21 protein-coding genes are annotated in these 22,616 nt (G+C 69.3%); 9 read left to right on the top strand and 12 right to left on the bottom strand.

Annotated features, from left to right (window positions below; all coding sequences use genetic code 11):
* Positions 1-74: 74 nt before the first annotated feature.
* The 12 genes from cofD to MST3598_RS17690 all read right to left on the bottom strand — a co-directional run bounded on the left by cofD (position 75) and on the right by MST3598_RS17690 (position 14,058).
* Entirely contained in the window at positions 75-1,103 is a 1,029-nt protein-coding gene (gene cofD, locus MST3598_RS17635) for a 2-phospho-L-lactate transferase (RefSeq protein WP_051671244.1), read from the bottom strand.
* Positions 1,100-1,771, bottom strand: a complete 672-nt coding sequence (gene cofC, locus MST3598_RS17640; RefSeq protein WP_051671245.1) for a 2-phospho-L-lactate guanylyltransferase — start codon at positions 1,769-1,771, stop codon at positions 1,100-1,102. The genes cofD and cofC overlap by 4 nt, the downstream gene beginning before the upstream one ends.
* Before the next feature lie 10 nt (positions 1,772-1,781).
* Entirely contained in the window at positions 1,782-2,852 is a 1,071-nt protein-coding gene (gene fgd / locus MST3598_RS17645; RefSeq protein ID WP_051671246.1) for a glucose-6-phosphate dehydrogenase (coenzyme-F420), read from the bottom strand.
* Positions 2,849-3,679 (bottom strand): coenzyme F420-0:L-glutamate ligase, encoded by an 831-nt coding sequence (gene cofE / locus MST3598_RS17650; RefSeq protein WP_081860218.1) that lies wholly within the window; start codon positions 3,677-3,679, stop codon positions 2,849-2,851. The genes fgd and cofE overlap by 4 nt, the downstream gene beginning before the upstream one ends.
* The gene (locus tag MST3598_RS17655) at positions 3,676-4,668 is read right to left on the bottom strand and encodes a TIGR03557 family F420-dependent LLM class oxidoreductase (RefSeq protein WP_029260758.1); all 993 of its coding nucleotides are present in this window, start codon (positions 4,666-4,668) and stop codon (positions 3,676-3,678) included. Before MST3598_RS17655 ends, cofE begins: the two co-directional genes overlap by 4 nt.
* 263 nt (positions 4,669-4,931) lie before the next feature.
* Positions 4,932-5,333: a hypothetical protein gene (locus MST3598_RS17660; RefSeq protein WP_029260759.1), complete on the bottom strand. Its 402-nt coding sequence runs from the start codon at positions 5,331-5,333 to the stop codon at positions 4,932-4,934.
* Between the two features lie 151 nt (positions 5,334-5,484).
* Positions 5,485-7,302 (bottom strand): ABC transporter permease, encoded by a 1,818-nt coding sequence (locus MST3598_RS17665; protein WP_168436355.1) that lies wholly within the window; start codon positions 7,300-7,302, stop codon positions 5,485-5,487.
* Positions 7,303-7,349: 47 nt separating this feature from the next.
* A complete protein-coding gene (locus MST3598_RS17670) occupies positions 7,350-8,510 on the bottom strand; it encodes an ABC transporter substrate-binding protein (RefSeq protein ID WP_029260760.1) in 1,161 nt (386 codons plus the stop codon).
* 57 nt (positions 8,511-8,567) lie between these two features.
* A complete protein-coding gene (locus tag MST3598_RS17675; RefSeq protein ID WP_051671247.1) occupies positions 8,568-9,719 on the bottom strand; it encodes an ABC transporter ATP-binding protein in 1,152 nt (383 codons plus the stop codon).
* A 44-nt stretch (positions 9,720-9,763) separates the two neighbouring features.
* Positions 9,764-11,254 (bottom strand): DHA2 family efflux MFS transporter permease subunit, encoded by a 1,491-nt coding sequence (locus MST3598_RS17680; RefSeq protein WP_029260762.1) that lies wholly within the window; start codon positions 11,252-11,254, stop codon positions 9,764-9,766.
* 97 nt (positions 11,255-11,351) lie between these two features.
* Positions 11,352-12,965, bottom strand: a complete 1,614-nt coding sequence (locus MST3598_RS17685) for an LVIVD repeat-containing protein (protein ID WP_051671248.1) — start codon at positions 12,963-12,965, stop codon at positions 11,352-11,354.
* Between the two features lie 124 nt (positions 12,966-13,089).
* On the bottom strand, positions 13,090-14,058 hold the full coding sequence (locus MST3598_RS17690; RefSeq protein ID WP_029260764.1) for a LysR substrate-binding domain-containing protein: 969 nt from the start codon (positions 14,056-14,058) through the stop codon (positions 13,090-13,092).
* Positions 14,059-14,141: 83 nt separating this feature from the next.
* Between MST3598_RS17690 and MST3598_RS17695 the strand changes: the two genes are divergently transcribed.
* The 9 genes from MST3598_RS17695 to kynU are packed head-to-tail and all read left to right on the top strand — an operon-like array spanning position 14,142 to position 22,581.
* The gene (locus MST3598_RS17695) at positions 14,142-15,650 is read left to right on the top strand and encodes a 2-hydroxymuconic semialdehyde dehydrogenase (protein WP_231494503.1); all 1,509 of its coding nucleotides are present in this window, start codon (positions 14,142-14,144) and stop codon (positions 15,648-15,650) included.
* Positions 15,647-16,489 carry a 2-keto-4-pentenoate hydratase gene (locus MST3598_RS17700; RefSeq protein ID WP_051671249.1) on the top strand — a complete coding sequence of 281 codons (843 nt, stop codon included), beginning with the start codon at positions 15,647-15,649 and terminating at the stop codon, positions 16,487-16,489. Before MST3598_RS17695 ends, MST3598_RS17700 begins: the two co-directional genes overlap by 4 nt.
* The gene (locus MST3598_RS17705) at positions 16,486-17,424 is read left to right on the top strand and encodes an acetaldehyde dehydrogenase (acetylating) (RefSeq protein WP_029260767.1); all 939 of its coding nucleotides are present in this window, start codon (positions 16,486-16,488) and stop codon (positions 17,422-17,424) included. The genes MST3598_RS17700 and MST3598_RS17705 overlap by 4 nt, the downstream gene beginning before the upstream one ends.
* Entirely contained in the window at positions 17,421-18,455 is a 1,035-nt protein-coding gene (gene dmpG / locus MST3598_RS17710) for a 4-hydroxy-2-oxovalerate aldolase (protein ID WP_029260768.1), read from the top strand. Before MST3598_RS17705 ends, dmpG begins: the two co-directional genes overlap by 4 nt.
* Entirely contained in the window at positions 18,452-19,255 is an 804-nt protein-coding gene (locus MST3598_RS17715) for a 2-keto-4-pentenoate hydratase (RefSeq protein ID WP_036271973.1), read from the top strand. The genes dmpG and MST3598_RS17715 overlap by 4 nt, the downstream gene beginning before the upstream one ends.
* Positions 19,252-19,746, top strand: coding sequence for a RidA family protein (locus MST3598_RS17720; RefSeq protein ID WP_081860221.1), 495 nt, complete (start codon positions 19,252-19,254; stop codon positions 19,744-19,746). The genes MST3598_RS17715 and MST3598_RS17720 overlap by 4 nt, the downstream gene beginning before the upstream one ends.
* On the top strand, positions 19,743-20,279 hold the full coding sequence (locus MST3598_RS17725) for a 3-hydroxyanthranilate 3,4-dioxygenase (RefSeq protein ID WP_029260771.1): 537 nt from the start codon (positions 19,743-19,745) through the stop codon (positions 20,277-20,279). The genes MST3598_RS17720 and MST3598_RS17725 overlap by 4 nt, the downstream gene beginning before the upstream one ends.
* A 6-nt stretch (positions 20,280-20,285) precedes the next feature.
* A complete protein-coding gene (locus tag MST3598_RS17730; RefSeq protein ID WP_021201458.1) occupies positions 20,286-21,278 on the top strand; it encodes an amidohydrolase family protein in 993 nt (330 codons plus the stop codon).
* A gap of 28 nt (positions 21,279-21,306) precedes the next feature.
* Positions 21,307-22,581: a kynureninase gene (gene kynU / locus MST3598_RS17735; protein WP_029260772.1), complete on the top strand. Its 1,275-nt coding sequence runs from the start codon at positions 21,307-21,309 to the stop codon at positions 22,579-22,581.
* The last annotated feature ends 35 nt before the right edge of the window (positions 22,582-22,616 follow it).

Consider the following 22,616-nt stretch of genomic DNA (forward strand, 5'->3'; position numbering starts at 1 on the left):
GAGAGACGGCGGTGGGGGCCCGGTCATTACGCCGAAAGACTGGGAACTTTCGGCCAGTCTTTCGAGACCTGTGACTATGACGTTTGGTGCGCGTCGAGCTCAGCCGAGTGGAGAGCCTCGGCGGCGAGAGCCGTCGCAGTGTCGAGATCGCGCATCCACAGCGGATGCACCGGCGCGCGCAGTCCGGCCGCCTCGAGCCCGCCTGCGAGAGAAGCATCCTCCTCGGCGATGAGCCACGCATCCAACAGTCCGCCGGCTGCGCGTGCCCCGTAGTGGTGTCCGACCGCGTCGGCGGTGGCGGCGAGACCGATGGCGGCGAGACAGGCGTCGGCCATACCGCGCACGGGCGCACCGGCGATGATCGGCGACACCCCGACCACGGCTCCGGGGGCGGCACGTACGGCGTCGGCGATGCCGGGGACCGAGAGGATCGGCCCGAGCGAGACCACGGGATTCGACGGGGCGAACAGGATGACGTCCGCTGCAGACAGCGCGTCGACCACTCCGGGTGCGGGCACGGACTGCGCGATCCCCGGCGCGTCGAACCGCTGCGCCGGGAGGGTCGCACGATGCCGGGTCCACCACTCCTGGAAGTGCATCCGACCCCGGGCGGTGAACACGTGGGTGTCGACTTCGGTATCGGTCATGGGCAGCAGTCGGATGCCGAGCGGCCATCGGGAGGCGAGGCGATCGACGACCTCGGTCACGGAGGCGCCGTCGCGGAGCCAGCCCGTGCGGGCGATGTGGGCACCGAGGTCGAGGTCACCCAACGTGAACCACGGCCAGCCGGCTCCCCATGCCTGCAACTCGGTGGCGACGCTCTCGCTCTCGCCCTCCCTCCCCCATCCGCGTGCGGTGTCGTTGACACCGGCGAGCGCGTAGATCATCGAGTCGACATCGGGCTGCAGCCGCAGGCCGCTGAGCCACAGGTCGTCGCCGGTGTTGACGATCACGGTGATGTCTGCTCGGGTTCCTCCCGCGGCATCCGGCCATCGTCGCCGTGCGGCCTCCCGCACCCCGACCACGAACTTCGATCCGCCGACGCCACCGGCGAGGACGACGATGCGCGGGCCATCGGAGGTGTCGGCGACGCCGCCGGTCATGAGGCGAGCACCAGCGGTCGGTCGACCAGCGCCGCAGTGCGCGGGCCCAGTCCGGCACGGCGGGCGGCCCGCAGGTGCTCGGCATGATCGAGGTCACGTCGCAGACCACTCAAGACGGGAAACCCGACCTCGACGAAGCCGGCCGCGCGATGTGCGGAGGCCGAGTCCGCCCCGAAACACGGAGTGAGGTCGAAACCCGCCCGCGCCGTGGCGAGCACGGTGCCCGTGCCCTCGGCGTCCGGCACGAACGCCCGGGAGTGCGAAGAGGCGAACGCGAGCGCCCTGGCCAGCTCATCGGGGCGCAGGGCCGGCAGGTCCCCGAGCATCACGGCACGAGGACGCATGTCGGGGGCCGCGCTCACGCCGAGCCCGATCGCCGCGGTCAGCCCTTCGCTGCGGTCGCGCACCAGTCGCACCCGCGGCAGCACACGCAGAGCGGTCCCCGTGACCTCGTCGCTCGTGACGACGATGACCTCGGCGACGCGCTCGCATGCGGTGGCCGCCTCGACCGTGTCGAGGGCGATCGCGCGGGCGAGGGGCTCGCGATCGACGCCGGGGATGCGCAACCGCGACTTGCCGATCTCCGCGCGCTTCACCGGGATCACCACGATCCACTCACGAGCGGGCACTCCCGGCAGCGGCACCCCGACTCCCGAACCGCGGATCATCTCCGTCGCCTCACCCGCGCAGTTCGGCAGCAGTCTCGCGCAGTACGGCGGTGTCGCGCAGTACGGCGGTGTCGCGCAGCCGGGGCGCGATGTCGCGCTCGAACAGTTGCAGGAACCGGCGCTGGTCGTGACCCGGCGCGTGGAAGACGAGGTGGTTGAAGCCCCAATCGATGTACTGCTGGATCTCGGCGGCCACGGCATCCGGGTCGTTCCCGACGATCCAGCGCTTGGCGATGGTCTCGAGCGGCAGCGCATCGGCGGCCTTCTCCATCTCGACGGGGTCGGTGATGTCGTGCTTCTGCTCCTTCGAGAGCGACAGCGGCGACCAGAAGCGGGTGTTCTCCAACGCCGCCTCCCGGGTCTCCTCGTACGACAGCTTGATCTCGATCATCCGGTCGTAGTCGTCGAACGAGCGCTCGGACTGCTCGAGCCCCTCTTTCACGGCCGGGAGCAGCTGGTCGACGTAGAGCTCCTGGCCCTTGCCCGAGGTGCAGATGAAGCCGTCGCCCGCGCGCCCGGCGTAGCGCGCGACCATCGGTCCGCCCGCGGCGATGTAGATCGGGATGCCGCCCTCGGGACGGTCGTAGATCGAGGCGTCGTGCGTGGAGTAGTACTCGCCGTCGAAGTTCACCCGGTCGCCCGACCACAACGCGCGCATCAGACGCACGGATTCGCGCAGCCGCGCATAGCGCTCCTTGAACTCGGGCCACTCCTGCTCCCCGGCGCCGCGGAATCCGGTCGCGATCTCGTTCAGCGCCTCGCCAGAGCCGACGCCGAGGATGATGCGGTCCTGGTACAGGCAGCCCAGGCTCGCGAACGCCTGCGCGAGCACGGCAGGGTTGTAACGGAAGGTCGGGGTCAGCACCGAGGTGCCGATGCGGATGCTCGACGTGCGCTCGCCCACCGCCGCCATCCAGGTGAGCGAGAACGGAGCATGGCCGCCGGTGTGGCGCCAGGGCTGGAAGTGGTCGCTCGCGAACACGGACTGCATGCCGTGCGCCTCGGCCGCTACCGAGATCTCGACCAGCTCCCGCGGGTCGAACTGCTCTGCGCTGGCCTTGTATCCGAGGGTCAGTGTCATGTCGCATCCTTCGTGTCGGGTTCCTGCTGTGCGTGTAGGTGCTGTTCGTGGGTGCCGAGGTCCGCGAGCGCAGCGGCGTAACCGTCGCGGTATCCCTCGTCGAGTGCTTCGGCGGTGCCCAGCCAGAAGAGGTCGCGCTCCGCGCCGCGCACGATGCTCGCGGCCCCGGGCAGGGTGAGGGGTCCGACGAGATCGGAGCGGCCGCGCACCACGGCGACCGGGTTGCCGCTCGCCTTGCCCTTGACCAGATCTGCGGCCGCGGCGAGCTCGTCCGCGACACACGGGGTCGTGACGCTCAGGACCTTTCCCGCCTGGTCGGTCGTGCCACGGAGGTCGGCGATCATGTGCACGCCCCCGCCGCCGATCGCGACGTCGGTCTGCCCTTCGCGCCAGGGACGGCCGAGGGTGTCACTGAGGATCACGCCCACCTCCGCGCCCGTGGCCGCCCGCAGTCCCGCGGCGAGCGCACGCGCCGAACGGTCGGGGTCTTCGGGGAGCAGCAGCACCCAGCCGTCCGGGGTGTTGCTGGCATCGACGCCGGCGGCCGCGGCCACCATGCCGAGCCGGTTCTCGACGATGCGCATGGTGTGCCCGTCGAAGGTGCGCGAGGCGACGAGCCGCACGGTCTCGGCGGTGATGGCCTCTTCGCGGTCGGCGGCCTGTACGTAGCGGCCTTCGGCCTTGGAGACGATCTTCGAGGTGACGACGAGGATGTCGCCGTGGGCGAGCTCGACGCCGGTGGCGAGGATCAGGGCCACGAGGTCATCACCGGGGTGCACCTCGCCGATGCCGGTAGGGGCGAAGACGGTGATCGCGGGGGCGCTCATGCGTGCACCTTCGGCAGCACGTCGCGGCCGAAGACCTCGACGAACTCCCGCTGGTCGGGCCCGACATTGTGCAGGTAGATGCGCGTGAAGCCGAGGTCGGCGTACCGCTGGATCTGTGCGCGATGCACGTCGGGATCGGAGGAGATGGGCATCGACGCCCGCATGTCGTCGGCCGTCACCCCGCGCACGAGCTGCTCGAAGTCGTACGGCGAGCGCACGTCGCCCCGACGCATCCGGAGTCCGGCGACCGGCCACTCGGTCAGTGCGTTCGCGAGGGCCTGCTCGTCGGTCGGCGCCCACGAGAGCCGCAGCTGGAGCACCCTCGGGAGGGCCTCGGGATCGTGACCGGCCTCCCGTGCCCCCTCGGCGAATCGGGCGAGCAGCGGCGCGAGGCGCTCGACTTCGGCCGAGGTCGTGATCAGGCCGTCGGCGTTCCGGCCGGCGCGGCGAGCGGTGGCCGGGCCCGCCGTGGCCACGTAGACCGGTGGCGCAGTGGGCGGCATCGTCCAGAGCCGGGTCGATTCCATGCGGAAGTGCTCGCCACGGTGACGGGTGTCGCGGCCGCCGAGCGAGGCGGTGAAGAGCTTGCGGATCAGGTCGACCGCCTCGAACATGCGGTCGATGCGCTCGGCGGGTTCGGGCCAGTATTCGCCGACGATGTGCTCGTTCAGCGCCTCCCCCGATCCGACGCCGAGCCAGGCCCGGTCGGGGTAGAGGGTCGCCAGCGTCGCTGCGGCCTGCGCGACCACGGCGGGATGCGTGCGGAAGCCGGGGGTCGTGACGCCGGGGCCGAGGTCGCCGGTGGTGTGCGCGCCGATCGCGCCGAGCATGGTCCACACATGAGCGGCGTTGCGGTGGCGGGGAAGCCAGGGCTGGAAGTGATCGGTGGCCATGATCCCGCGGAACCCGTGCGCCTCGGCGAGGACGCAGTTCTCGATCACGGCGGTGGGCTCGATCTGCTCGAGCATCGCGGCGTACCCGATGTGCATGCGGCCTCCTCACCCTTTCTTCTCCTGCTGTTCCTATTGAATGGATACTGGATCCAAAAGTCAAGGGAGAGGTTCGGAGTGGTGTCGAATGCACGGGATCTCGCCGAGCGCACGGCGTGTTCACGCCAGGAAGCCGTGCACTCGACAGGAAGCCGTGCACTCGACAGGAAGCCGTGCACTCGGCGGGAGCGAGAGGGTGGGAGCGAGAGGGTGGGAGCGAGGGAGCGGGAGCGAGAGGGTGGGAGCGAGGGAGCGAGGGCGGGCTATCCCTTGTGCGGCCGCTCGACGCGGGCGAGGCGGGTCGCGGAGAGCGCATATGCCCCGGCCACCGCAAGCGTCAGCAGCGCGCCCAGAACGACAGCGGCCGGGAACGGGGCGGTCCCCGCTCGGAAGAGACCGACAACGGCCTGAACCGCGAAGAGCACGGAGAGGACCGCGCTGGAGAGAGCCGTCGTCGTCATCCGCCACCACGGCCGCGGCGCCATGCTCTCTCCGGGACCACGGAACACCCGCGCGGTGAACACCACCAGCGCGATGACCGCCAGCAGCGACCAGACATATCCGGCGAACAGATCCATCACGGCGAGAACGACCCCGATCATCGGAAGGATGAGCAGGGCCCCGACGACGATCCCGGCCTTGGCCGATGGCGCACGTACACGCATCGCTCCCTCTCCTCTCCCCCACACGACAAAGAGCACGTTACCCGTCGAACGCACGTTATCCGTCGAGAGCACGGGATCTCGTCGAGTGCACGGCTTCTTCACGCCAGGAAGCCGTGCACTCGACAGGAAGCCGTGCACTCGGCGGATGGGGTCAGCGCTTGTGACGCTGCACGGCCAGGGTCACCGTCGCGGAATCGGCCGGAGCGGGAGAGGCGGCGGCGAGGTCGGGGAGACCCGCGGAGACCGCCTTGCGTGTGCGACCGATCGCTCGGCGAGAGAGCGCCCACTGCAGGCCGTAGCCGATCGCGAACACCATCAGCGTGAAGATCAGCGCCATCGCGGCCCCCTGGTCCGGCGCATACAGCTGCGCCGAGCGCGGGTTGATCATCGCGTAGATGTACATCGACAGTGGCCGCGACGACGGGGTCGCCAGGAACGCCGGGAGCGTGAACTCATTGGTGCCGAGGATGAACATCTGGATCCACACCGCCATCACGGTCGGCATCAGCAGCGGCGCGATGATGCGTCGGAATCCCTCGAACCGACTCGCTCCGCTGGTGAGCGCCGCCTCCTCCAGCTCGGGTCGGATCTGCAGCGTCGCGCTGTACGACGAGCGGTAGGCGATCGACACCCGGTAGGAGTACGCGATCACGAGCGCGAGCAGCGTGCCCGCGATCGGGATGTACGGGTTGATCACCATGAAGGTGAGGAACATCGCGAAGCCGGCGATGGTCGCGGGGATCGCGACCGATGAGGAGGCGAACAGGTCCATGGCCTTCACCCACCAGGTCTTCTTGCTGCGGGCGATGCCGTAGGCGAGCACCGTTGCGAAGACCACCGCGATCGTGGCGCTGCCGCCCGCGATGATGACCGTGCGTCCGAGCGACACCCAGAACTCGGGGTCGGCGAGCACCGTGCCGAAGGCGCCGAAGTCGGTGCTGCCGAGCATCGCGTCGATCGAGAACGCCACCGGATAGGGCGTGATCGCCGCCCACAGCAGAGCGAGCAGAGGGAGGATGCCGGTGAGCAGGATGAACACGGCGACCAGCAGCATGACCGGGATCTTCCACGGCCCCATCCGCATGGTCGACGGCCGGAAGCCCTTGCCCGACACCGAGGCTCTGCGCTCGGCGTTGCGTGTCGCCCGCAGGTAGATCGCGAACGCGACGGTCGTGATCACGAGGAACACCAGCCCCCATGCGGCGGCCAGACCGTACTGCGGCAGTTCGCCCGCGTTGGAGCTGATGAGCGTCCAGAGCTTGAGGGCGAAGATGTCGCGTCCCGACTCCTGGCCGAACAGCAGCGGCACCTCGAGACTGCCGAGGCCGAGGATGAAGGTCAGCACCGTCACCCCGAGGAGCCCCGGCCACAGCATCGGCAGCGTCACTCGACGAAGCGTCTGCGGCCAGGAGGCCCCCGAGACCCGCGCCGACTCCTCCAGCGAGCCGTCCATGTTCGTCAGGATCGGCACGATCATCAGGTACGGGAACGTGACGTTCGTGAGCGCCTGGATGAAGATCATCGTCGGGAACGCATAGGGATCGATCGGCACGTCGCTCGCGAACGGCAGCAGCCGCAGCAGCTGGTTGAGCACACCCGACTCGGGCGACAGCATCAGCAGGTAGGCCTGGGCCTTCACGATCGGCGGAATGATGTACGGCACGATCACCAGCACCGAGATCAGACGGCGCCACGGGGCATCCGTGCGCACCGTGACCCAGGCGAGGCCGAAAGCCATCAGGAGTGTGAGCAGCGTGGAGCCGCCGACGAAGGCGCCGGTCGCGCCGAGCACGCCCCAGAAGTCTTCGCGCAGCTGCCACAGGGTGACGAAGTTCTCGACACCCCACTGGGCCGACGAGACGCCGAAGGGCAGGAACGGACCACGGAACGCGGTGATCACCTGGACGATCAGCGGTACCGCGAGAAGGATGAAGATGACCGCGCCCGAGACGATCATCGCGATCGTCATCGTGGTGGGACGCTTTCGCCCCGTGGTCCGTCCTGCCTTGAACATCGTTATCCGTTCAGCGCCTTGTCGGCGGCGTTGATCATGGCCTGCCAGTCGTCACGAGTGGCCTGCGTCTCGGTCTCGGCGCCGTTCTCGAGGCCGAGCAGCAGCGCGTCGGAGTTCGTCTTCATGAGTCCGGTGGACTCGTCGAAGGTCGCGGCGGGCAGACCGGCGAACGGCACCTGGGTGCTGGCGAAACGCTCGTCGGTCATGCGGAGCTTGATCCAGTCGGGGTCGAATGCGTTCCACAGGGTCCACAGCGCGGCCCCCGGCTTGTTCTTGGCGTCGGAGTTGACGCCGGAGAACTGCGCCCAGACTCCCGCGTGCTCGAACGGTGAGACCTGCAGCGCCGGGTTCGGGTTGAACAGCGTCTGGTTGAGCGCGATCGGCACGTCACCGCTCGACAGCGGAGCACCCTGGTCTTCCAGCAGCTTCAGGTTGCCCGATGACAGGAGCTCGTCGATCAGCGAGACCATCTTGTCCTCGCCCTCGGCCATGCCGTATCCGGCGAAGACCACCGCGTTGTAGCCGGCGACCGACACCTTGTCCTTGTATTCGGGGGCGAGCAGCCCGTCGAGCGTCTCGGGCACCGCGGTCACCTTGTCGGTGTTGTACTGGATGAGCGTGCCGTTGATGCTGTCGGGCATGAGCTCGGGGGCGCCGATGGTCAGGAACTCCTTCGGAACGCCGAAGCTCTCCCAGTCGACCTTCTCCCAGAAGCCCTCGTCGTACATCGCGGCCATCGAGGTGATCGAGCCGGACACCACATCGGTGTTGCGCGAACCGGTCGCCTTCGCCGAGATGATCGCCGACGACAGGTTGTACGTCAGCCCCCTGGTCTCGACCTTGATGTCGGGGAAGCGCTTGTTGAACTGCTCGATCACGTCAGGCGACAGCTCGTACCAGTCCCAGATGACCAGCGTGCCGCCGTCGGCCTTCTTCGCCTCTTCGTAGAGGGCGTCGAGCTGCTTGTCGATCTCGGGCCAGTAGTCGTCGTAGAAGTTCTCGCAGCGGGTGATCGCTCCGACTTCCACGGCGTCGCAGGTGGCCGACGCGGCGTCGCCCTCGAGCGCGCTGTCACCGCCGCCGGCATCGGTCGACGTGTTGCATCCGGTCAAGGCGAGCGCGAAGACCGCCGTGATGGCGACAGCTCCCAGTGTTCTCTTCATGATCTGAATGTCCTCTCTGACATCAGGTGTGTGATTGCGGGTGTGGTGCGGGGTGGATCAGGCGCCCAGCACGCGGCAGGCGTGCGAGACCAGTTCGAGGAAGACCCTGCCGCCCTCGGGGGGTGTCGCGAGTGGCGCTCCGCGTCCGACGATCGTGGCGACGGGCTCGCCATCGGTGAGCACTTCGGCCTCGTACTCGACGATCTCGCCGAGGAACTCCACCCGCACGATGCGCACGGGAAGGACGTTCGGGCGATCGATGTCGGTCTCATGCCAGCGCACGGTCTCGGGCCGGAATGTCAGGGTGACCTCGTCGCCGATCGAGACCCCGTCGGGCACCGGCGTCTGCAGCCGGGTGCCGAGCGCCTCGACCACCGCGTCGCCGGCGCCGTCACGATCGATCACCACGGCGGGGATCATGTTCGCGCGACCGACGAAGTTCGCCACGAATCGGTCGGCCGGCTGGTCGTAGAGCTCGCGGGGTGACGCCTCCTGCACGATGCGTCCGCCGTTCATCACGGCCACCCGATCCGACATCGACAGCGCCTCGGACTGATCGTGCGTGACGTAGAGGGCACTGATGCCGAGGGTGCGCTGCAGGCTCCGCAGCTCGTTGCGCATGGTGTCGCGCAGCTTGGCGTCGAGGTTCGACAGCGGCTCGTCGAGCAGCAGCAGACGCGGTCGGTGGGCCAACGCGCGAGCGAGGGCCAGGCGCTGCTGCTGACCGCCTGAGAGCGCGGTGGCCGGGCGCTGCGCGAGATGATCGAGCTGCACGAGCTCCAGCGCCTCCATCGCCCGCTTGCGCGCCTCCTGCTTCGGAAGCTTCGAACCCGCGACCTGCAGCGGGAAGATCGCGTTGGCGAACACCGTCATGTGCGGCCAGATCGCGTAGTTCTGGAACACCATGCCGATGTCGCGCTTGTCGGGCGACACGTGCGCGGTGCCGGTCGACAGCACGTTGCCGTCGAGCGAGATGACGCCGCCGTTGCTCCGTTCGAGGCCGGCGACACAGCGCAGGGTGGTGGTCTTGCCGCATCCCGACGGGCCGAGGAGCGAGTAGAACGTCCCGGGCTCGATCGTGAACGTGACGTCCTTGACCACGGGGACGGCGGCGCCGTCGAGCTCATAGTCCTTCTTCAGGGCGTCGACGACCAGTCGACCGCCTCCGGAGCTGACCGTCATCGGAGTCCTCTCGTCCTTCGTGCTCATGGTCGGATTCGTTCTGGATGTTGGATCCACTGCGATCGCCGCCATCATCGTCCCTCTCTCACAACAGAACCCGCCGTCTGCGGGGTGGCCGGGGCTCCCCAGGCTCGCGGCTTCTCGAAGAACACCACGACGACCGCGCACACCGCGAAGGCGATGGCCGAGAGCAGCAGCGACTGCGACATGGCCGCGGCCAGTCCGCTCCCGTCCTTCGCCGACAGCTCGCTCCCCGGGTGGATCGCCCCTGGCACGAAACCGGTGATGTGCGCGGCGAGCGTCACGTTCATCAGCACCGCCAGCAGCGCCGATCCGATCACGGACCCCATCTGCCTGGTGGTGGAGTAGACGCCGGATCCCGCTCCTGCTTGCGTGTGCGGGAGATTGCGCGTGGCGGTCGACGCGAGCGGACCGAACATCCCCGATACGCCGACGCCCAGCAGCGCCGAGGGCAGAAGCAGGAGCCAGAACGGGGCGTCGATCGTCATCGTCGCCGCATACCAGGCCATGGCCACCGCCGAGATGACGAAGGCGGCGAAGGTGACCCAGCGCGGACCGATCCGGTCGCTCAGCTTGCCGACGAAGGGTCCGAGCACACCCGAGACGACCGCCATCGGTGCGAGCATGAGCGCTGCGAGCGTCGGGTCGAGCCCGCGGGCGACCTGGAAGTAGAAGGCGAGGGGGACGGGCATGGCCGTGATGCCGACACCGACGAGGAAGATCGTGGCGTTCGCGACCGAGAAGTTGCGGTCACGGAAGAGGCTGAGGGGCATCAGGGGCTCTGCGCGATTGACGCGCTGCCACACGACGAAGAGCACCAGGAGCACGACGCCTGTGACGATGACGCCCCACACCGTGACCGGGCCGAACATCACTCCCCAGTCGTAGACCTCGCCCTCCTGGATACCGAAGACCAGCAGGAACAGTCCGAGTCCGGACAGCGCGACCCCCACCACGTCGAAGCGGTGCGGGTGTCCTTCGAGATCGGGGACCAGACGCCAGGCGACGACGAAGGCGACGATCCCGACAGGCACGTTGACGAAGAAGATCCACTCCCAGCCGACGGTGTCGGTGAGCACGCCGCCGAGGATCGGGCCGACGAGCGTCGCGAGCCCTCCGACAGCGCCCCACGCCCCCATCGCCTGACCCCGACCGCGCGGCGGGAACACCCGCGCGATGATCGCCATGGTCTGCGGCGTCATCAGCGCGGCACCGAAGCCCTGCACGGCGCGAGCCGCGATGAGCATCTCGATGCTGCCCGCCAGACCGCACGCGAGCGAGGCGAGGGTGAACAGCACGAGCCCCACGAGATAGACCCGTTTGGGACCGAAGCGATCCCCCAGGCGACCGGTCACCAGCAGGGGGACGGCGTAGGCGAGCAGGTAGGCGCTGGTGACCCAGATGACCGTGGTCAGGTCGGCGTCGAACGCCGCGAGGATGACCGGGTTGGCGATCGCCACGATCGTCGTGTCGACGAGGATCATGAAGAAGCCGATGCACAGCGCCCACAGGGCCGGCCACGGCCTAACTGTCTGAGTCATGGATCACTTTCGGGAGGGATCGTCAGGGGTCGGGAGCCGGTGTCCGTCCACTCAGCCCCTTATGTGGAGGACGGACACCGGAGTTTCCGGGAAGTGTTCAGCCTTCGGTGGCGGGGAGACCGACCACGGGTTCACCCAGCAGCGGGGTCGACACCGCGTAGATGCCGTGGTTGGCGAAGAGCCAGATCACGTTGCGATCCCACTCCACGAAGATGCCGTGCACGGGGGCGGCGAGGTCATCGTCGTCCTTGAGTCCGATCGGGGGGACGAAGTACGCGCCGACCTCGGGGTTCTCCGGGTCGCGCACGTCGAAGATCTGCAGACCCGCGGCGTAGAACGCGTAGGGGATGACGCCGCCGTGCGGCGTGCCCGTGTTGGTGAAGTAGCCCGAGCGCTTGGGTCCGAACGACCCGCGGCGCTGCGCCCAGTCGGTGAACGCGGCGTCTGCCGGCGGCGTCGGGCGGGGCAGCGTGCGCACCACCCGCGGGTTGGTGGGGTCGCTCACGTCGATCTGGTAGATCTCCTTGGCCGGTTCGTAGCAGTCGGTGTTCATCGGGTATCCCGAGACGTAGACGTAGCCCGTCTCCTCCACCTGGGTGGTGTCGACGTTGTCGCCCTCGGTGCCGGCGACGCTGACCGGCAGGTGGCACCAGCCGACGTGGTGGATGTTCGCGGGGTCGGACACGTCGAGCACGAAGAAGCCCTGACCACCCTGGGCGGCGTAGCCGTACTTCCACCCGGACTCGACCGAGCGCGGCAGGAAGATGCCCATGCGCGAGCCGAACCACGAGGTCTTGTTGTTCCAGCGCTCGTTGTCCGCGAGGTACTCGGAGTCCGCCTCCTCGCCGGCACGGGATCCGGGCACCCACCAGTTCGAGAGCAGTTCGGGCTTCGCCGGGTCCGACACGTCGTACGCCGCGTGTCCCGCGGTCCACAGCGTGGTCTTATAGGGCTGGTTGGTGAAGGTGTTGTCGGGCGCGGTGGCCACGAACAGGTACTTGTCGCCGTAGTAGACGGGCAGATCGAGCACGCCGTTGCCCTCCTGGATCTCGTCCGGCCCGTGGTTCGGATCGGTCGAGACCTCGGTGAGGAGCGTCCAGTCGCGGGGGCTCGGGCCGTTCATCTCCCAGGTGCGGAAGCCGCGCAGACCTTCCCACTCCTTCAACTGGCCCTCGACGGTGTCGTCGATCCACTTGTTGGCGACGCGCCCCTTGAGGAAGTACCGCGGAGTCTCGCTCGCCTGGATCGCGATGTGCTTTCCGAGCTTCTGGTTCCACTGCACCGTGGTGGCGCCGAACTGCGGGCGGGGGTCGTCCCAGCCCCACTGCTCCTCGTCGACGATCGTCAGGTCGCGAGGGTCGGTGATGTCGTAGAGCTTCCAGTGGTTGCCGCCGCCGTAGTGGAGCATGAGGCGACGGCCGTCCCAGTCGTAGATGCACTGCCACGAGTGACTGGTGTTCACCACGATCGGGTAGAACGCCTCGGCCTTGGCGTTGAGCGCATACGTCTCGGGGTCGCGGTAGTCGAGCTGGCCCGGCCAGTCGATGAAGACGTCGCGCGGGACGGACGGCGTGTGCGCCGGCGGCAGGAAGGTACCGTCGGGCTGCATGCCCCAGCTGGAGGGATCGGGATCGGCCGGTTCACCCTCGACGCGCTGGAAATCCTCCGGGCGGTACTTCTTCGCATCGGGCACGTAGGGAGAGCCGGCCATGTCGCCTCCATTGGCTGAATCGGGTGAGATCGTCACGACGTGGTGTCGTTCTCATCAGGTTCGTCCCGGTGAAGCGATGCTGTCCAATATCCATACGGGTCAGAGCTATGACCGTTCGGGCATATCAGCCGGCGAAGCGCGGCTCCGTCTCCGCGTAGTCCCGCTCGAGCTCCGCCAAGCGGGCGCCCTCTTCGCGCAGATGGGCCAGCAACGCGGATGCCGCCGGCGACGGCGCCCGATCCTTCGGCACCGTCACGCCGACCGAGCGGCGGATGGAGCTCAACGGCGTGGGCAGGATCCGCAGCTCACGGTCGTCGACGGCGATGAACATCGGCAGCGCCGCGATCACGTCGGTCGAGATCAGCAGGGTGCGCAGTGTCAGCATGGAGGTGCACTCGACGCGGTCGGGCGGCAACGGCAGCCCCTCGTGGAAGAAGACCGCTTCGAGCTCGGCCCGGAGCGCCGTCTGGGCCACGGGGAAGATCCAGGGATACGCGATCAGCTCGGCGAGGGAGTTCGCCTTGACACCGCCGAGCACCGGATGCCCGGCCCGCGCGACCAGACGGATCGGCTCCAGGTGCAGTCGCTCCTGCTCGAGCCGCACCGGCACCGTCGGCGAGAGCCGCCCGACGGTCAGGTCGAGGTCGCCCGCGAGCAGCAGCTGCTGCAGGGTGTCCGGGGTGCCCTCGCGCACCACCACGGTCAGCCGTGGATGCTCGGCCTTCAGCGCCGCGATGGCCCGCGGCAGCAGCAGGTTGGAACCTGCGAGGTGCGTGCCGACGGTCACCGTGCCGAGCTGCCCCGACTGCAGCAGCCGCACCTCCTCCCCCGCGGCGCGCAGCTCGGCGAGCACCGAGCGGGCGCGCTCGATGAACGAGTGCCCGTATTGCGTCGGGCGCACGCCGCGCGGCAACCGTTCGAACAGCGGCACACCCAGCACCTCTTCGACCTCGCGGAGGCCACGGGTGACGACCGGCTGGGTGATGTGCAGCGACTCGGCGGCGCGCACCAGAGTGCCTTCGTCGGCGATGGCGGTGACGAGGACGAGGTGGCGGATCTTGACCCGCCCGTCGAGCAGTCGATCGGTGACCATGATCCGGACTATAGCCGTACGGGCATGGCAGTGCATCAAGAGAGTATTTGTCGGCATCCCTCGAACGTTCCTAGCCTGAGCCCATGCCTTCCGAGACGATGACGCCTCCCCTCCGTGCCTCCGAGCAGGAGCGAGCGCCCCGCGCGATCCACAACATGATCGCCGGCGAGCGCGTGGAGGGCATCGCCACCTTCGCGAAGGTCAGCCCGGTCGACGGCTCGATCATCGCCGAGGTGCAGGAAGCCGGCACCGAGCAGGTCGACCGCGCCGTGGCCGCCGCGCGCGCCGCGTTCGACGGACCCTGGGGACGGATGACGGTCGCGGAGCGCGCCCGTCTGCTGCGCGGTGTGGCCGACGCGATCGACCGCCGCGCCGATGAGCTCGTCGCGGCCGAGGTCGGCGACACCGGCAAGCCCGAGGCACTCGCCCGCGACCTCGACGTGGCCCGTGCCGCCGCGAACTTCCGCTCCTTCGCCGACACGGTCTCGACGGCAGGCCTCGACTCGTTCCTCACCGAGCTGCCCGACGGCCGGCGCGCCCTGAACTACGCCGTGCGCAAGCCGCTCGGGGTCGTCGCCGTGATCGTGCCGTGGAACCTGCCGCTGCTGCTGCTCACGTGGAAGCTCGCTCCGGCCCTCGCCACCGGCAACACCGTGGTGATCAAGCCCTCGGAGGAGACGCCGTCGTCGGCGACGCTGCTGGCCGAGATCCTCGCCGAGGCGGGGGTGCCCGCCGGGGTCGTGAACGTCGTGCACGGTTTCGGCGCCGATTCCGCGGGCGAGGCCCTCACCACGCATCCGGGTATCGACGGGGTCACGTTCACCGGCGAGTCGTCCACCGGATCCGCGATCATGCGGGCGGTCGCGCCGCGCGTGCGCCCGGTCTCGTTCGAGCTCGGCGGCAAGAACGCCGCGCTCGTGTTCGCCGACGCCGACCTCGATGCCGCCGTCGCCGGGCTCGCCCGCTCCACGTACCTCAACACCGGCCAGGTGTGCCTGTGCACCGAGCGCATCTACGTGCAGCGCGCGGTCTTCGATGAGGTGGCCGCCGGCCTCGCCGAGCACGCCGCCCGTCTGCGTCTGGGCCGCCCGGAGGACCCGGCCACGACCACCGGTCCTCTCATCTCGCAGGCGCATCGCGAGAAGGTGCGCTCGTACTTCGACCTCGCCGTCGCGGAGGGGGCGACGGTGCTCGCGGGCGGTGGCATCCCCACCCTCGGCGACGGACTCGACGGCGGATCGTGGATCGAGCCGACCCTGTGGACGGGCCTCGACAACACCAACCGCACCGTGCGCGAAGAGGTGTTCGGTCCCGTCGCCGCCCTCATCCCCTTCGACACCGAAGAGGAGGCGATCCGATTGGCGAACGACACCGACTACGGCCTCGCCGCGGTCACCTGGACCACCGACCTGACCCGCGGACACCGCGTGGCGCAGCAGATGCGCACGGGCATGTCGTGGGTGAACACCTGGTATCTGCGCGACCTGCGCAGCCCCTTCGGCGGCGTCGGACTCTCGGGCATCGGCCGCGAGGGCGGGCACCACTCGCTCGAGTTCTACACCGAGCCGACGAACGTGTGCGTGCAGCTGTGACCGGCCTCCCCGAGTCCGACGGTGTGCGTGCGGCCGACGAACGGCTGCGACGCGCGGCCGAATCGGGGCACCCGTGCGCCCCGGTGCGCGACCTGCTCGGCGAGACGGATCAGGATGCCGCGTACGCCGTGCAGTCTCTCGGCATCGCCCGCCGCCTCGACGAGGGTCGACGGGTCGTCGGCCGCAAGATCGGCCTCACCTCCCCCGCCGTGCAGACGCAGCTCGGCGTCGACAGCCCCGACTACGGGGTGCTGCTCGACGACATGATGTTCGCCGACCGCGAGCCGATCGACCTCGCCCGCTTCCTGCAGCCGCGGGCCGAAGCCGAGGTCGCCTTCGTGCTCGGCAGCGACCTCGACTCCCCCACCACCCATGTCGCCGACGTGATCCGTGCCACGGAGTTCGTGCTGCCCGCGATCGAGGTCGTCGACTCCCGCGTGGCCGGGTGGGACATCCGCATCACCGACACGATCGCCGACAACGCCTCGAGCGGGGCGGTCGTGCTCGGCACCACGCCTCGGCGCCTGGACGGGTTCGACCTGACCGCGCTCGGCATGACGCTCGACCGTGAGGGCCGCCCGGTCTCGACCGGGTCGGGTGCCGCATGCCTCGGCAGCCCCGTGATCGCGGTCGCCTGGCTGGCTCGCGAGGTCGCCCGCCGCGGGCAGCCGCTGCGCGCCGGCGAGGTGATCCTCTCCGGAGCCCTCGGCCCCATGGTCGACGCGACCGCCGGGGTGTACCGCGCCCGACTCGACGATCTCGGCGAGGTGCGTGCCGACTTTTTCGGCACGGCATCCGGAAGAGCGTCGGGCACATCATCGGAAGGGGCTGCGGCATGACCGTCGGCATCGCCATCATCGGCTCGGGCAACATCGGCACCGACCTGCTCATCAAGGTGAAGCGGCTCTCGACCACGCTGCATGTGGTCGCGATGGCCGGCATCGACGAGCACTCCGACGGCCTCGCCCGTGCGCGACGGCTCGGAGTCGCCACCACCCACGAGGGCGTGGACGGACTGATCGCGATGCCCGAGTTCGCCGACGTCGAGCTCGTGTTCGACGCCACCTCGGCCGGCGCCCACGCCCGCAACGACGCCCTCGTGCGCAACGCCGGACGGGTCATGGTCGATCTGACCCCCGCCGCGATCGGGCCGTACGTCGTGCCCGTCGTCAACCTCGACGCCCACCTCGGTGCGACCAACGTCAACATGGTCACGTGCGGCGGCCAGGCCACGGTGCCGATGGTGGCCGCCGTGTCGCGCGTCGCCCCGGTGGCCTACGCCGAGATCGTCGCCTCGATCGCCTCGAAGTCGGCCGGTCCCGGCACCAGAGCGAACATCGACGAGTTCACCGAGACCACGGCCCGTGCGCTGGAGGTGATCGGCGGCGCCGACCACGGCAAGGCCATCATCGTACTCAACCCCGCCGACCCGCCGCTCATCATGAGGGACACGGTGTTCTGCCTGGTCGAGGGCGACCCTGAAGCCTTGGATCGGGATGCCGTCAGCGCCTCGGTCGCCGACATGGTCGCCGCGGTGCAGGCCTACGTCGGGGGCTACCGGCTCAAGCAGCAGGTGCAGTTCGACGCCGTCGACGAGGCCTACGTGCCTGCACTCGACCGACCGTTCCGGGGCACGCGCGTGACCGTGCTGCTGGAAGTCGCCGGCGCCGGCCACTATCTTCCGGAGTACGCGGGCAATCTCGACATCATGACCTCGGCCGCCCTGCGCACGGCCGAACGACTCGTCGCCGAACGGACAGGGGTTCCCGCATGACCACCTCATCTCCCCGCGTCTACGTGCAGGACGTCACCCTCCGCGACGGCATGCACGCGATCGGCCACGGCTACACGACCGACCAGGTGCGCGGCATCGCCCGTGCTCTCGAGGCGGCGGGCGTGGATGCCATCGAGGTCGCGCACGGCGACGGCCTCGGCGGTTCGAGTGTGGCCTACGGGCAGGGAGCGCACACCGACTGGCAGTGGATCGAGGCGGCGGCCGAGGTGCTCGACCGCGCCGTCCTGACCACCCTGATCCTTCCCGGCATCGGCACGATCGACGACCTCGCCCGGGCCCGCGACCTCGGCGTCGCGAGCGTGCGGGTCGCGACGCACTGCACCGAGGCCGACGTCGCCATCCAGCACATCACCTGGGCGCGCGAGCACGACATGGACGTCTCGGGCTTCCTGATGATGAGCCACCTCAACGACCCGCGCGGTCTCGCGGAGCAGGCACAGATCATGGAAGCGGCCGGCGCGCACTGCGTGTACGTCACCGACTCGGGCGGGCGCCTCACGATGCGCGACGTCGCCGACCGCGTCGACGCCTACCGCGAGGTGCTCGACCCCGGCACGCAGATCGGCATCCACGCACACGAGAACCTCTCGCTGAGCGTGGCCAACAGCGTCACGGCCGTCGAGCACGGTGTGTACCGGGTCGACGCCTCGCTCGCAGGGCAGGGTGCCGGAGCGGGCAACTGTCCGATCGAGGCGTTCATCGCGGTTGCCGACCTGCTCGGCTGGGAGCACGACTGCGATCTGTTCGCACTGCAGGATGCGGCGGAGGAACTGGTGCGTCCGCTGCAGCGCCGCCCCGTCCGCGTCGACCGCGAGACCCTTACTCTCGGCTACGCGGGTGTGTACTCGAGCTTCCTGCTGCACGCCGAGCGCGCGGCCGAGAAGCACGGCCTCGACGCCCGCGACATCCTCGTGGAGCTGGGCCGCCGCCGCATGGTGGGCGGCCAGGAGGACATGATCGTCGACGTCGCCCTCGACCTGGTCGCCGCCCGCTCGGGGGTGACCGCATGACCGCCGACGCCGTGTTCGCCGCCGCGCTCGACACCGCGCAGCGCACCGCGACCGCGATCAGCCAGCTCTCCGCATCCGCAGAGGTCGATCTCGACACCGCCTACGCCACGCAGCATGCGCTGATCGCCCGTCGGCTCGCCCGCGGCGAGCGCCTCACGGGCCTCAAGCTCGGGTTCACGAGCCAGGCGAAGGCGCAGCAGATGGGCGTGCATGACGTCATCATCGGCAGTCTCACCGATGCGATGCGCCTCGACGACGGCGCGCTGTTCGACCGGCGGTCCGCCATCCACCCGCGCATCGAGCCGGAGGTCGCGTACCTTCTGTCGGCCGACATCGACGGGTCCGGGCCCGGGCGTCCGCTGTCGGAGGTCATCGCCGCGGTCGCCCCCGCGCTGGAGATCATCGACTCGCGGTACCGGGACTTCCGCTTCCGCCTCTCCGACGTCGTGGCCGACAACACGTCAGCCGCCGCGTACGTGATCGGCCCCTGGACCCCGTTCGACCGAGCCGGCGCTCTCGACAACCGGGCCGTACGGCTCGAGGTCGACGGCAGGGTCAGCGCGACGGGCTCGACGGCGGCCATCCTCGGCGACCCCGCCCGTGCCATCGCGGCAGCCGCACGCCTCGCCTCCCGTCACGGCTTCACGCTCCGCGCCGGCATGGTCCTCCTCGCCGGTGCCGCGACCGCCGCCGTCCCGCTGCCCGACCAGGGCACGGTCGAGGCGACGATCACCGGCCTCGGACGCGTCTCCATCCACACCCACGACGGATCCGACAGCCTCGAGAAGGGATCACGATGACAACATCACGCGGCATCCTCGTCGAGGGCAAGGCGACGCCCCGAGGTCGCTTCCCGCATGCCAAGGTCTCCGGCGACCTGGTCTTCGTCTCGGGCACGTCCAGCCGACGCCCCGACAACTCCATCGCCGGAGCGGAGGTCGACGAGTTCGGCGCGACCCGGCTCGATGTCGCGGTGCAGACCCGCGCGGTCATCGAGAACATCCGCGAGGTGCTGGCCGCCGCCGGCTGCACCCTCGACGACCTGGTGCAGGCGACGAGCTTCCTGGTCGACATGAACGACTTCGCTCCCTACAACGCGGTCTGGGCCGAGTACTTCGACGAGCAGGGACCCGCCCGCACGACGGTCGCCGTGCACGCCCTGCCGCATCCGCATCTGCGCATCGAGATCCAGGCGGTCGCCCGCCGCCCCGAAACCACCACCGATCGCAACACCGCTGACCACAACACCGCCGACCACAACACCGCTGCCACTCTCGAGGAGGAGAAATGAGCACCATCCCACCCGTCATCCCACCCGTGATCGATTTCCCCGCATGGATCAAGGAGAACGAGCATCTCCTGAAGCCGCCGGTCAACAACAAGGCCGCCTGGACCCCCATGGGCGACTTCATCGTGCAGGTCGTCGGCGGCCCGAACCAGCGCACCGACTTCCACTTCGACCCGTACGAGGAGTGGTTCTACCAGTACCGCGGCAACATGCACGTGAACATCCAGACCCCCGACGGCCTGCAGCGCATCGACATCCGCGAGGGCGAGATGTGGCTGCTCCCCGGTAACGTCTTCCACTCCCCGCAGCGCCCCGAAGAGGGCTCCATCGGCATCGTGATCGAGCGCATCCGCGAAGAGGGCACGCTCGAGAAGTTCGCCTGGTTCTGCCCGAACTGCAATGCCAAGGTGCACGAGGTCGAGCTGCAGGTGCGCGACATCGTCGAGGACCTGCCGCCGGTGTTCCGCGACTTCTACGAGAGCGAAGAGGGGCGCACCTGCCCCGAGTGCGGCGCCGTCCACCCCGGCAAGGGCTGAAGCCCCTTGGGCACGATCGACGTCCACACGCACTTCGTGCCGAGTTCCTGGCCCGACCTGTCGACACAGGTCGGGCCGGGTGTCTGGCCGACCCTGCGGGTGGATTCCGAGCGCGAGGCGATGATCATGCTCGGCGAGACCGAGTTCCGCCGCGTCGGCGACGACTGCTGGGATGCGTCGGTGCGCGTGGCCGACATGGACGCCGACGGCGTCGAGATGCAGGTCGTCTCTCCCACGCCGCTGTTCTTCTCGTACGACAAGTCGGGTGACGAGGCCGTCAAGGTCGCGCGCATCTTCAACGACCTCGCTCTGGAGATCTGCGCTCCGGCCCCCGGCCGGCTGATCCCGTTCGCACAGGTACCCCTGCAGGATCCGGATGCCGCGTGCGCGGAGGCCGACCGCGCGATCGCCTCGGGCCACGCCGGTGTCGAGATCGGCAACCACGTGGGCGACCGCGACCTCGACGACGAGGGCACGGTGACCTTCCTGCAGCACTGCGCCGACAGCGGCATCCCGGTCTTCGTGCATCCGTGGGACATGCCGGGCTCCCCTCGTCTCGACCGCTGGATGGCCCGGTGGCTCACCGGCATGCCCGCAGAGACGCACCTGTCGATCATCGCGATGATCCTGGGCGGGGTCTTCGATCGCGTCCCGCCCACCCTCCGCCTGGCGTTCGCGCACGGCGGTGGTTCGTTCGCGTTCTGGCTGGGCCGGTTCGAGAACGCCTGGCGGCAACGCCCCGACCTCATCGGCGTCAGCGAGCGGCCGCCCTCGGCCTACCTGGACCGTTTCAGCGTCGACAGCGTCGTGTTCGACCCCGTGGCCCTGCGCGTGCTGGTCGAGACCCTCGGCGCCTCCCAGGTGATGGTGGGCAGCGACTACCCCTACCCCCTGGGCGAGCGACCCGTCGGCGGCGTCATCGACCGCGCCGACTTCCTCGACGAGGCGCAGAAGAGCGCCATCCGCCGCGACAACGCCCTGCGATTCCTCGGGCGCTGACCCGCATGACCTCGAACGGACCCGCCGCATGAGCACCACCTCCACCCGCCCCGCCATCGACCGCGCGACCTGCACGGCCCTCGACGATGCCGATCCGCTCGCCTCGATGCGCGAGCGCTTCGTGCTGCCCGACGGTGTGATCTACCTCGACGGCAACTCGCTCGGAGCGCTGCCCCGCCACACCGCGGCGCACCTGCAGCGCGTGATCACCGAGGAGTGGGGCACCGGCCTCATCCGCAGCTGGAACGATGCCGGGTGGTTCGCCAAGCCGCGCACGATCGGCGACCGCATCGCGCCGCTCGTCGGAGCGGATGCCGGAGAGGTCGTGCTCGGCGACTCCACGTCGGCGAGCCTGTTCCAAGCCGTGGTCGCTGCGGTCAGACTCCGACCGGGACGACGCGTGATCGTCGCAGAGCGGGGCAACTTCCCCACCGACCTCTACATGCTCGAAGCGGTGCAGGAGCTGCTCGGCAGCGGAACGCCCCTGGAGCGCCGACTGATCTCCGACGACGGCCCCACGCTCGACGACGTGCTCGACGATCACGTCGCCGTCGTCGTGCTCACCCAGGTCGACTACCGCACGGGACGCATGCACGACATCGCCGAGGTCACGCGCAAGGTCCACGCCGCCGGCGCCCTCGTGGTCTGGGATCTGTGCCACAGCGTCGGTGCCGTGCCGATCGACCTGAACGCCGCCGACGCCGACTTCGCGGTCGGCTGCACCTACAAGTACCTCAACGGCGGCCCCGGTTCGCCCTCGTTCATCTGGGCGGCCGCTCGGCATCACGATGCTGCCCGCCCCGCCCTCACCGGCTGGCACGGCCACGCGCGGCCGTTCGACTTCACCGTGGACTACACCCCGGCCCCGGGCATCGAGCGGTTCCGCGTCGGCACCCCGCAGCTGCTCTCGGTGGCCGGACTCGAGGCGAGCCTCGACATCTGGGACGACGTCGACCTGGCGCTCCTCCGCGAGAAGAGTCTGCGGCTGACCGAGCTCTTCATGTCGCTCGTCGACGCCCGCCTCACACCGCGCTGGGGCATCGGGCCGGTGACCCCCCGTGAGTCCGCCCGCCGTGGCAGCCAGGTCTCCCTCCGACACGAAGACGGCTATGCGGTGATGCAGGCGCTGATCGAGCGCGGAGTGATCGGCGACTTCCGCGCCCCCGACCTCATCCGCTTCGGGTTCACACCGCTCTACACCTCCTACACCGACGTGTGGGATGCGATCGATGCGCTGGAAGACGTGCTGCACAGCGAGATCTGGCGTGAACCTCGCTTCGCACGTCGCGGCACCGTCACCTGAGAGCACCGTCACCTGAGAGCACCGTCACCTGAGAG

It is taken from the genome of Microbacterium sp. TPU 3598, assembly GCF_002356155.1.
In the GTDB taxonomy this organism is placed as follows: domain Bacteria; phylum Actinomycetota; class Actinomycetes; order Actinomycetales; family Microbacteriaceae; genus Microbacterium; species Microbacterium maritypicum_A.

Excerpts from the sequence above, each read along its gene's own strand:
- dmpG (WP_029260768.1), top strand. The coding sequence starts at position 17,421 with ATGACCACCTCATCTCCCCGCGTCTACGTGCAGGACGTCACCCTCCGC.
- MST3598_RS17685 (WP_051671248.1), bottom strand. The coding sequence starts at position 12,965 with ATGGCCGGCTCTCCCTACGTGCCCGATGCGAAGAAGTACCGCCCGGAG.
- cofD (WP_051671244.1), bottom strand. The coding sequence starts at position 1,103 with ATGACCGGCGGCGTCGCCGACACCTCCGATGGCCCGCGCATCGTCGTC.
- MST3598_RS17670 (WP_029260760.1), bottom strand. The coding sequence starts at position 8,510 with ATGAAGAGAACACTGGGAGCTGTCGCCATCACGGCGGTCTTCGCGCTC.
- MST3598_RS17655 (WP_029260758.1), bottom strand. The coding sequence starts at position 4,668 with ATGCACATCGGGTACGCCGCGATGCTCGAGCAGATCGAGCCCACCGCC.
- MST3598_RS17675 (WP_051671247.1), bottom strand. The coding sequence starts at position 9,719 with ATGAGCACGAAGGACGAGAGGACTCCGATGACGGTCAGCTCCGGAGGC.
- MST3598_RS17680 (WP_029260762.1), bottom strand. The coding sequence starts at position 11,254 with ATGACTCAGACAGTTAGGCCGTGGCCGGCCCTGTGGGCGCTGTGCATC.
- MST3598_RS17665 (WP_168436355.1), bottom strand. The coding sequence starts at position 7,302 with ATGACGATCGCGATGATCGTCTCGGGCGCGGTCATCTTCATCCTTCTC.
- MST3598_RS17720 (WP_081860221.1), top strand. The coding sequence starts at position 19,252 with ATGACAACATCACGCGGCATCCTCGTCGAGGGCAAGGCGACGCCCCGA.
- MST3598_RS17690 (WP_029260764.1), bottom strand. The coding sequence starts at position 14,058 with ATGGTCACCGATCGACTGCTCGACGGGCGGGTCAAGATCCGCCACCTC.
- cofC (WP_051671245.1), bottom strand. The coding sequence starts at position 1,771 with ATGATCCGCGGTTCGGGAGTCGGGGTGCCGCTGCCGGGAGTGCCCGCT.
- MST3598_RS17725 (WP_029260771.1), top strand. The coding sequence starts at position 19,743 with ATGAGCACCATCCCACCCGTCATCCCACCCGTGATCGATTTCCCCGCA.
- MST3598_RS17660 (WP_029260759.1), bottom strand. The coding sequence starts at position 5,333 with ATGCGTGTACGTGCGCCATCGGCCAAGGCCGGGATCGTCGTCGGGGCC.
- kynU (WP_029260772.1), top strand. The coding sequence starts at position 21,307 with ATGAGCACCACCTCCACCCGCCCCGCCATCGACCGCGCGACCTGCACG.
- MST3598_RS17695 (WP_231494503.1), top strand. The coding sequence starts at position 14,142 with ATGCCTTCCGAGACGATGACGCCTCCCCTCCGTGCCTCCGAGCAGGAG.
- fgd (WP_051671246.1), bottom strand. The coding sequence starts at position 2,852 with ATGACACTGACCCTCGGATACAAGGCCAGCGCAGAGCAGTTCGACCCG.
- MST3598_RS17705 (WP_029260767.1), top strand. The coding sequence starts at position 16,486 with ATGACCGTCGGCATCGCCATCATCGGCTCGGGCAACATCGGCACCGAC.
- cofE (WP_081860218.1), bottom strand. The coding sequence starts at position 3,679 with ATGAGCGCCCCCGCGATCACCGTCTTCGCCCCTACCGGCATCGGCGAG.
- MST3598_RS17715 (WP_036271973.1), top strand. The coding sequence starts at position 18,452 with ATGACCGCCGACGCCGTGTTCGCCGCCGCGCTCGACACCGCGCAGCGC.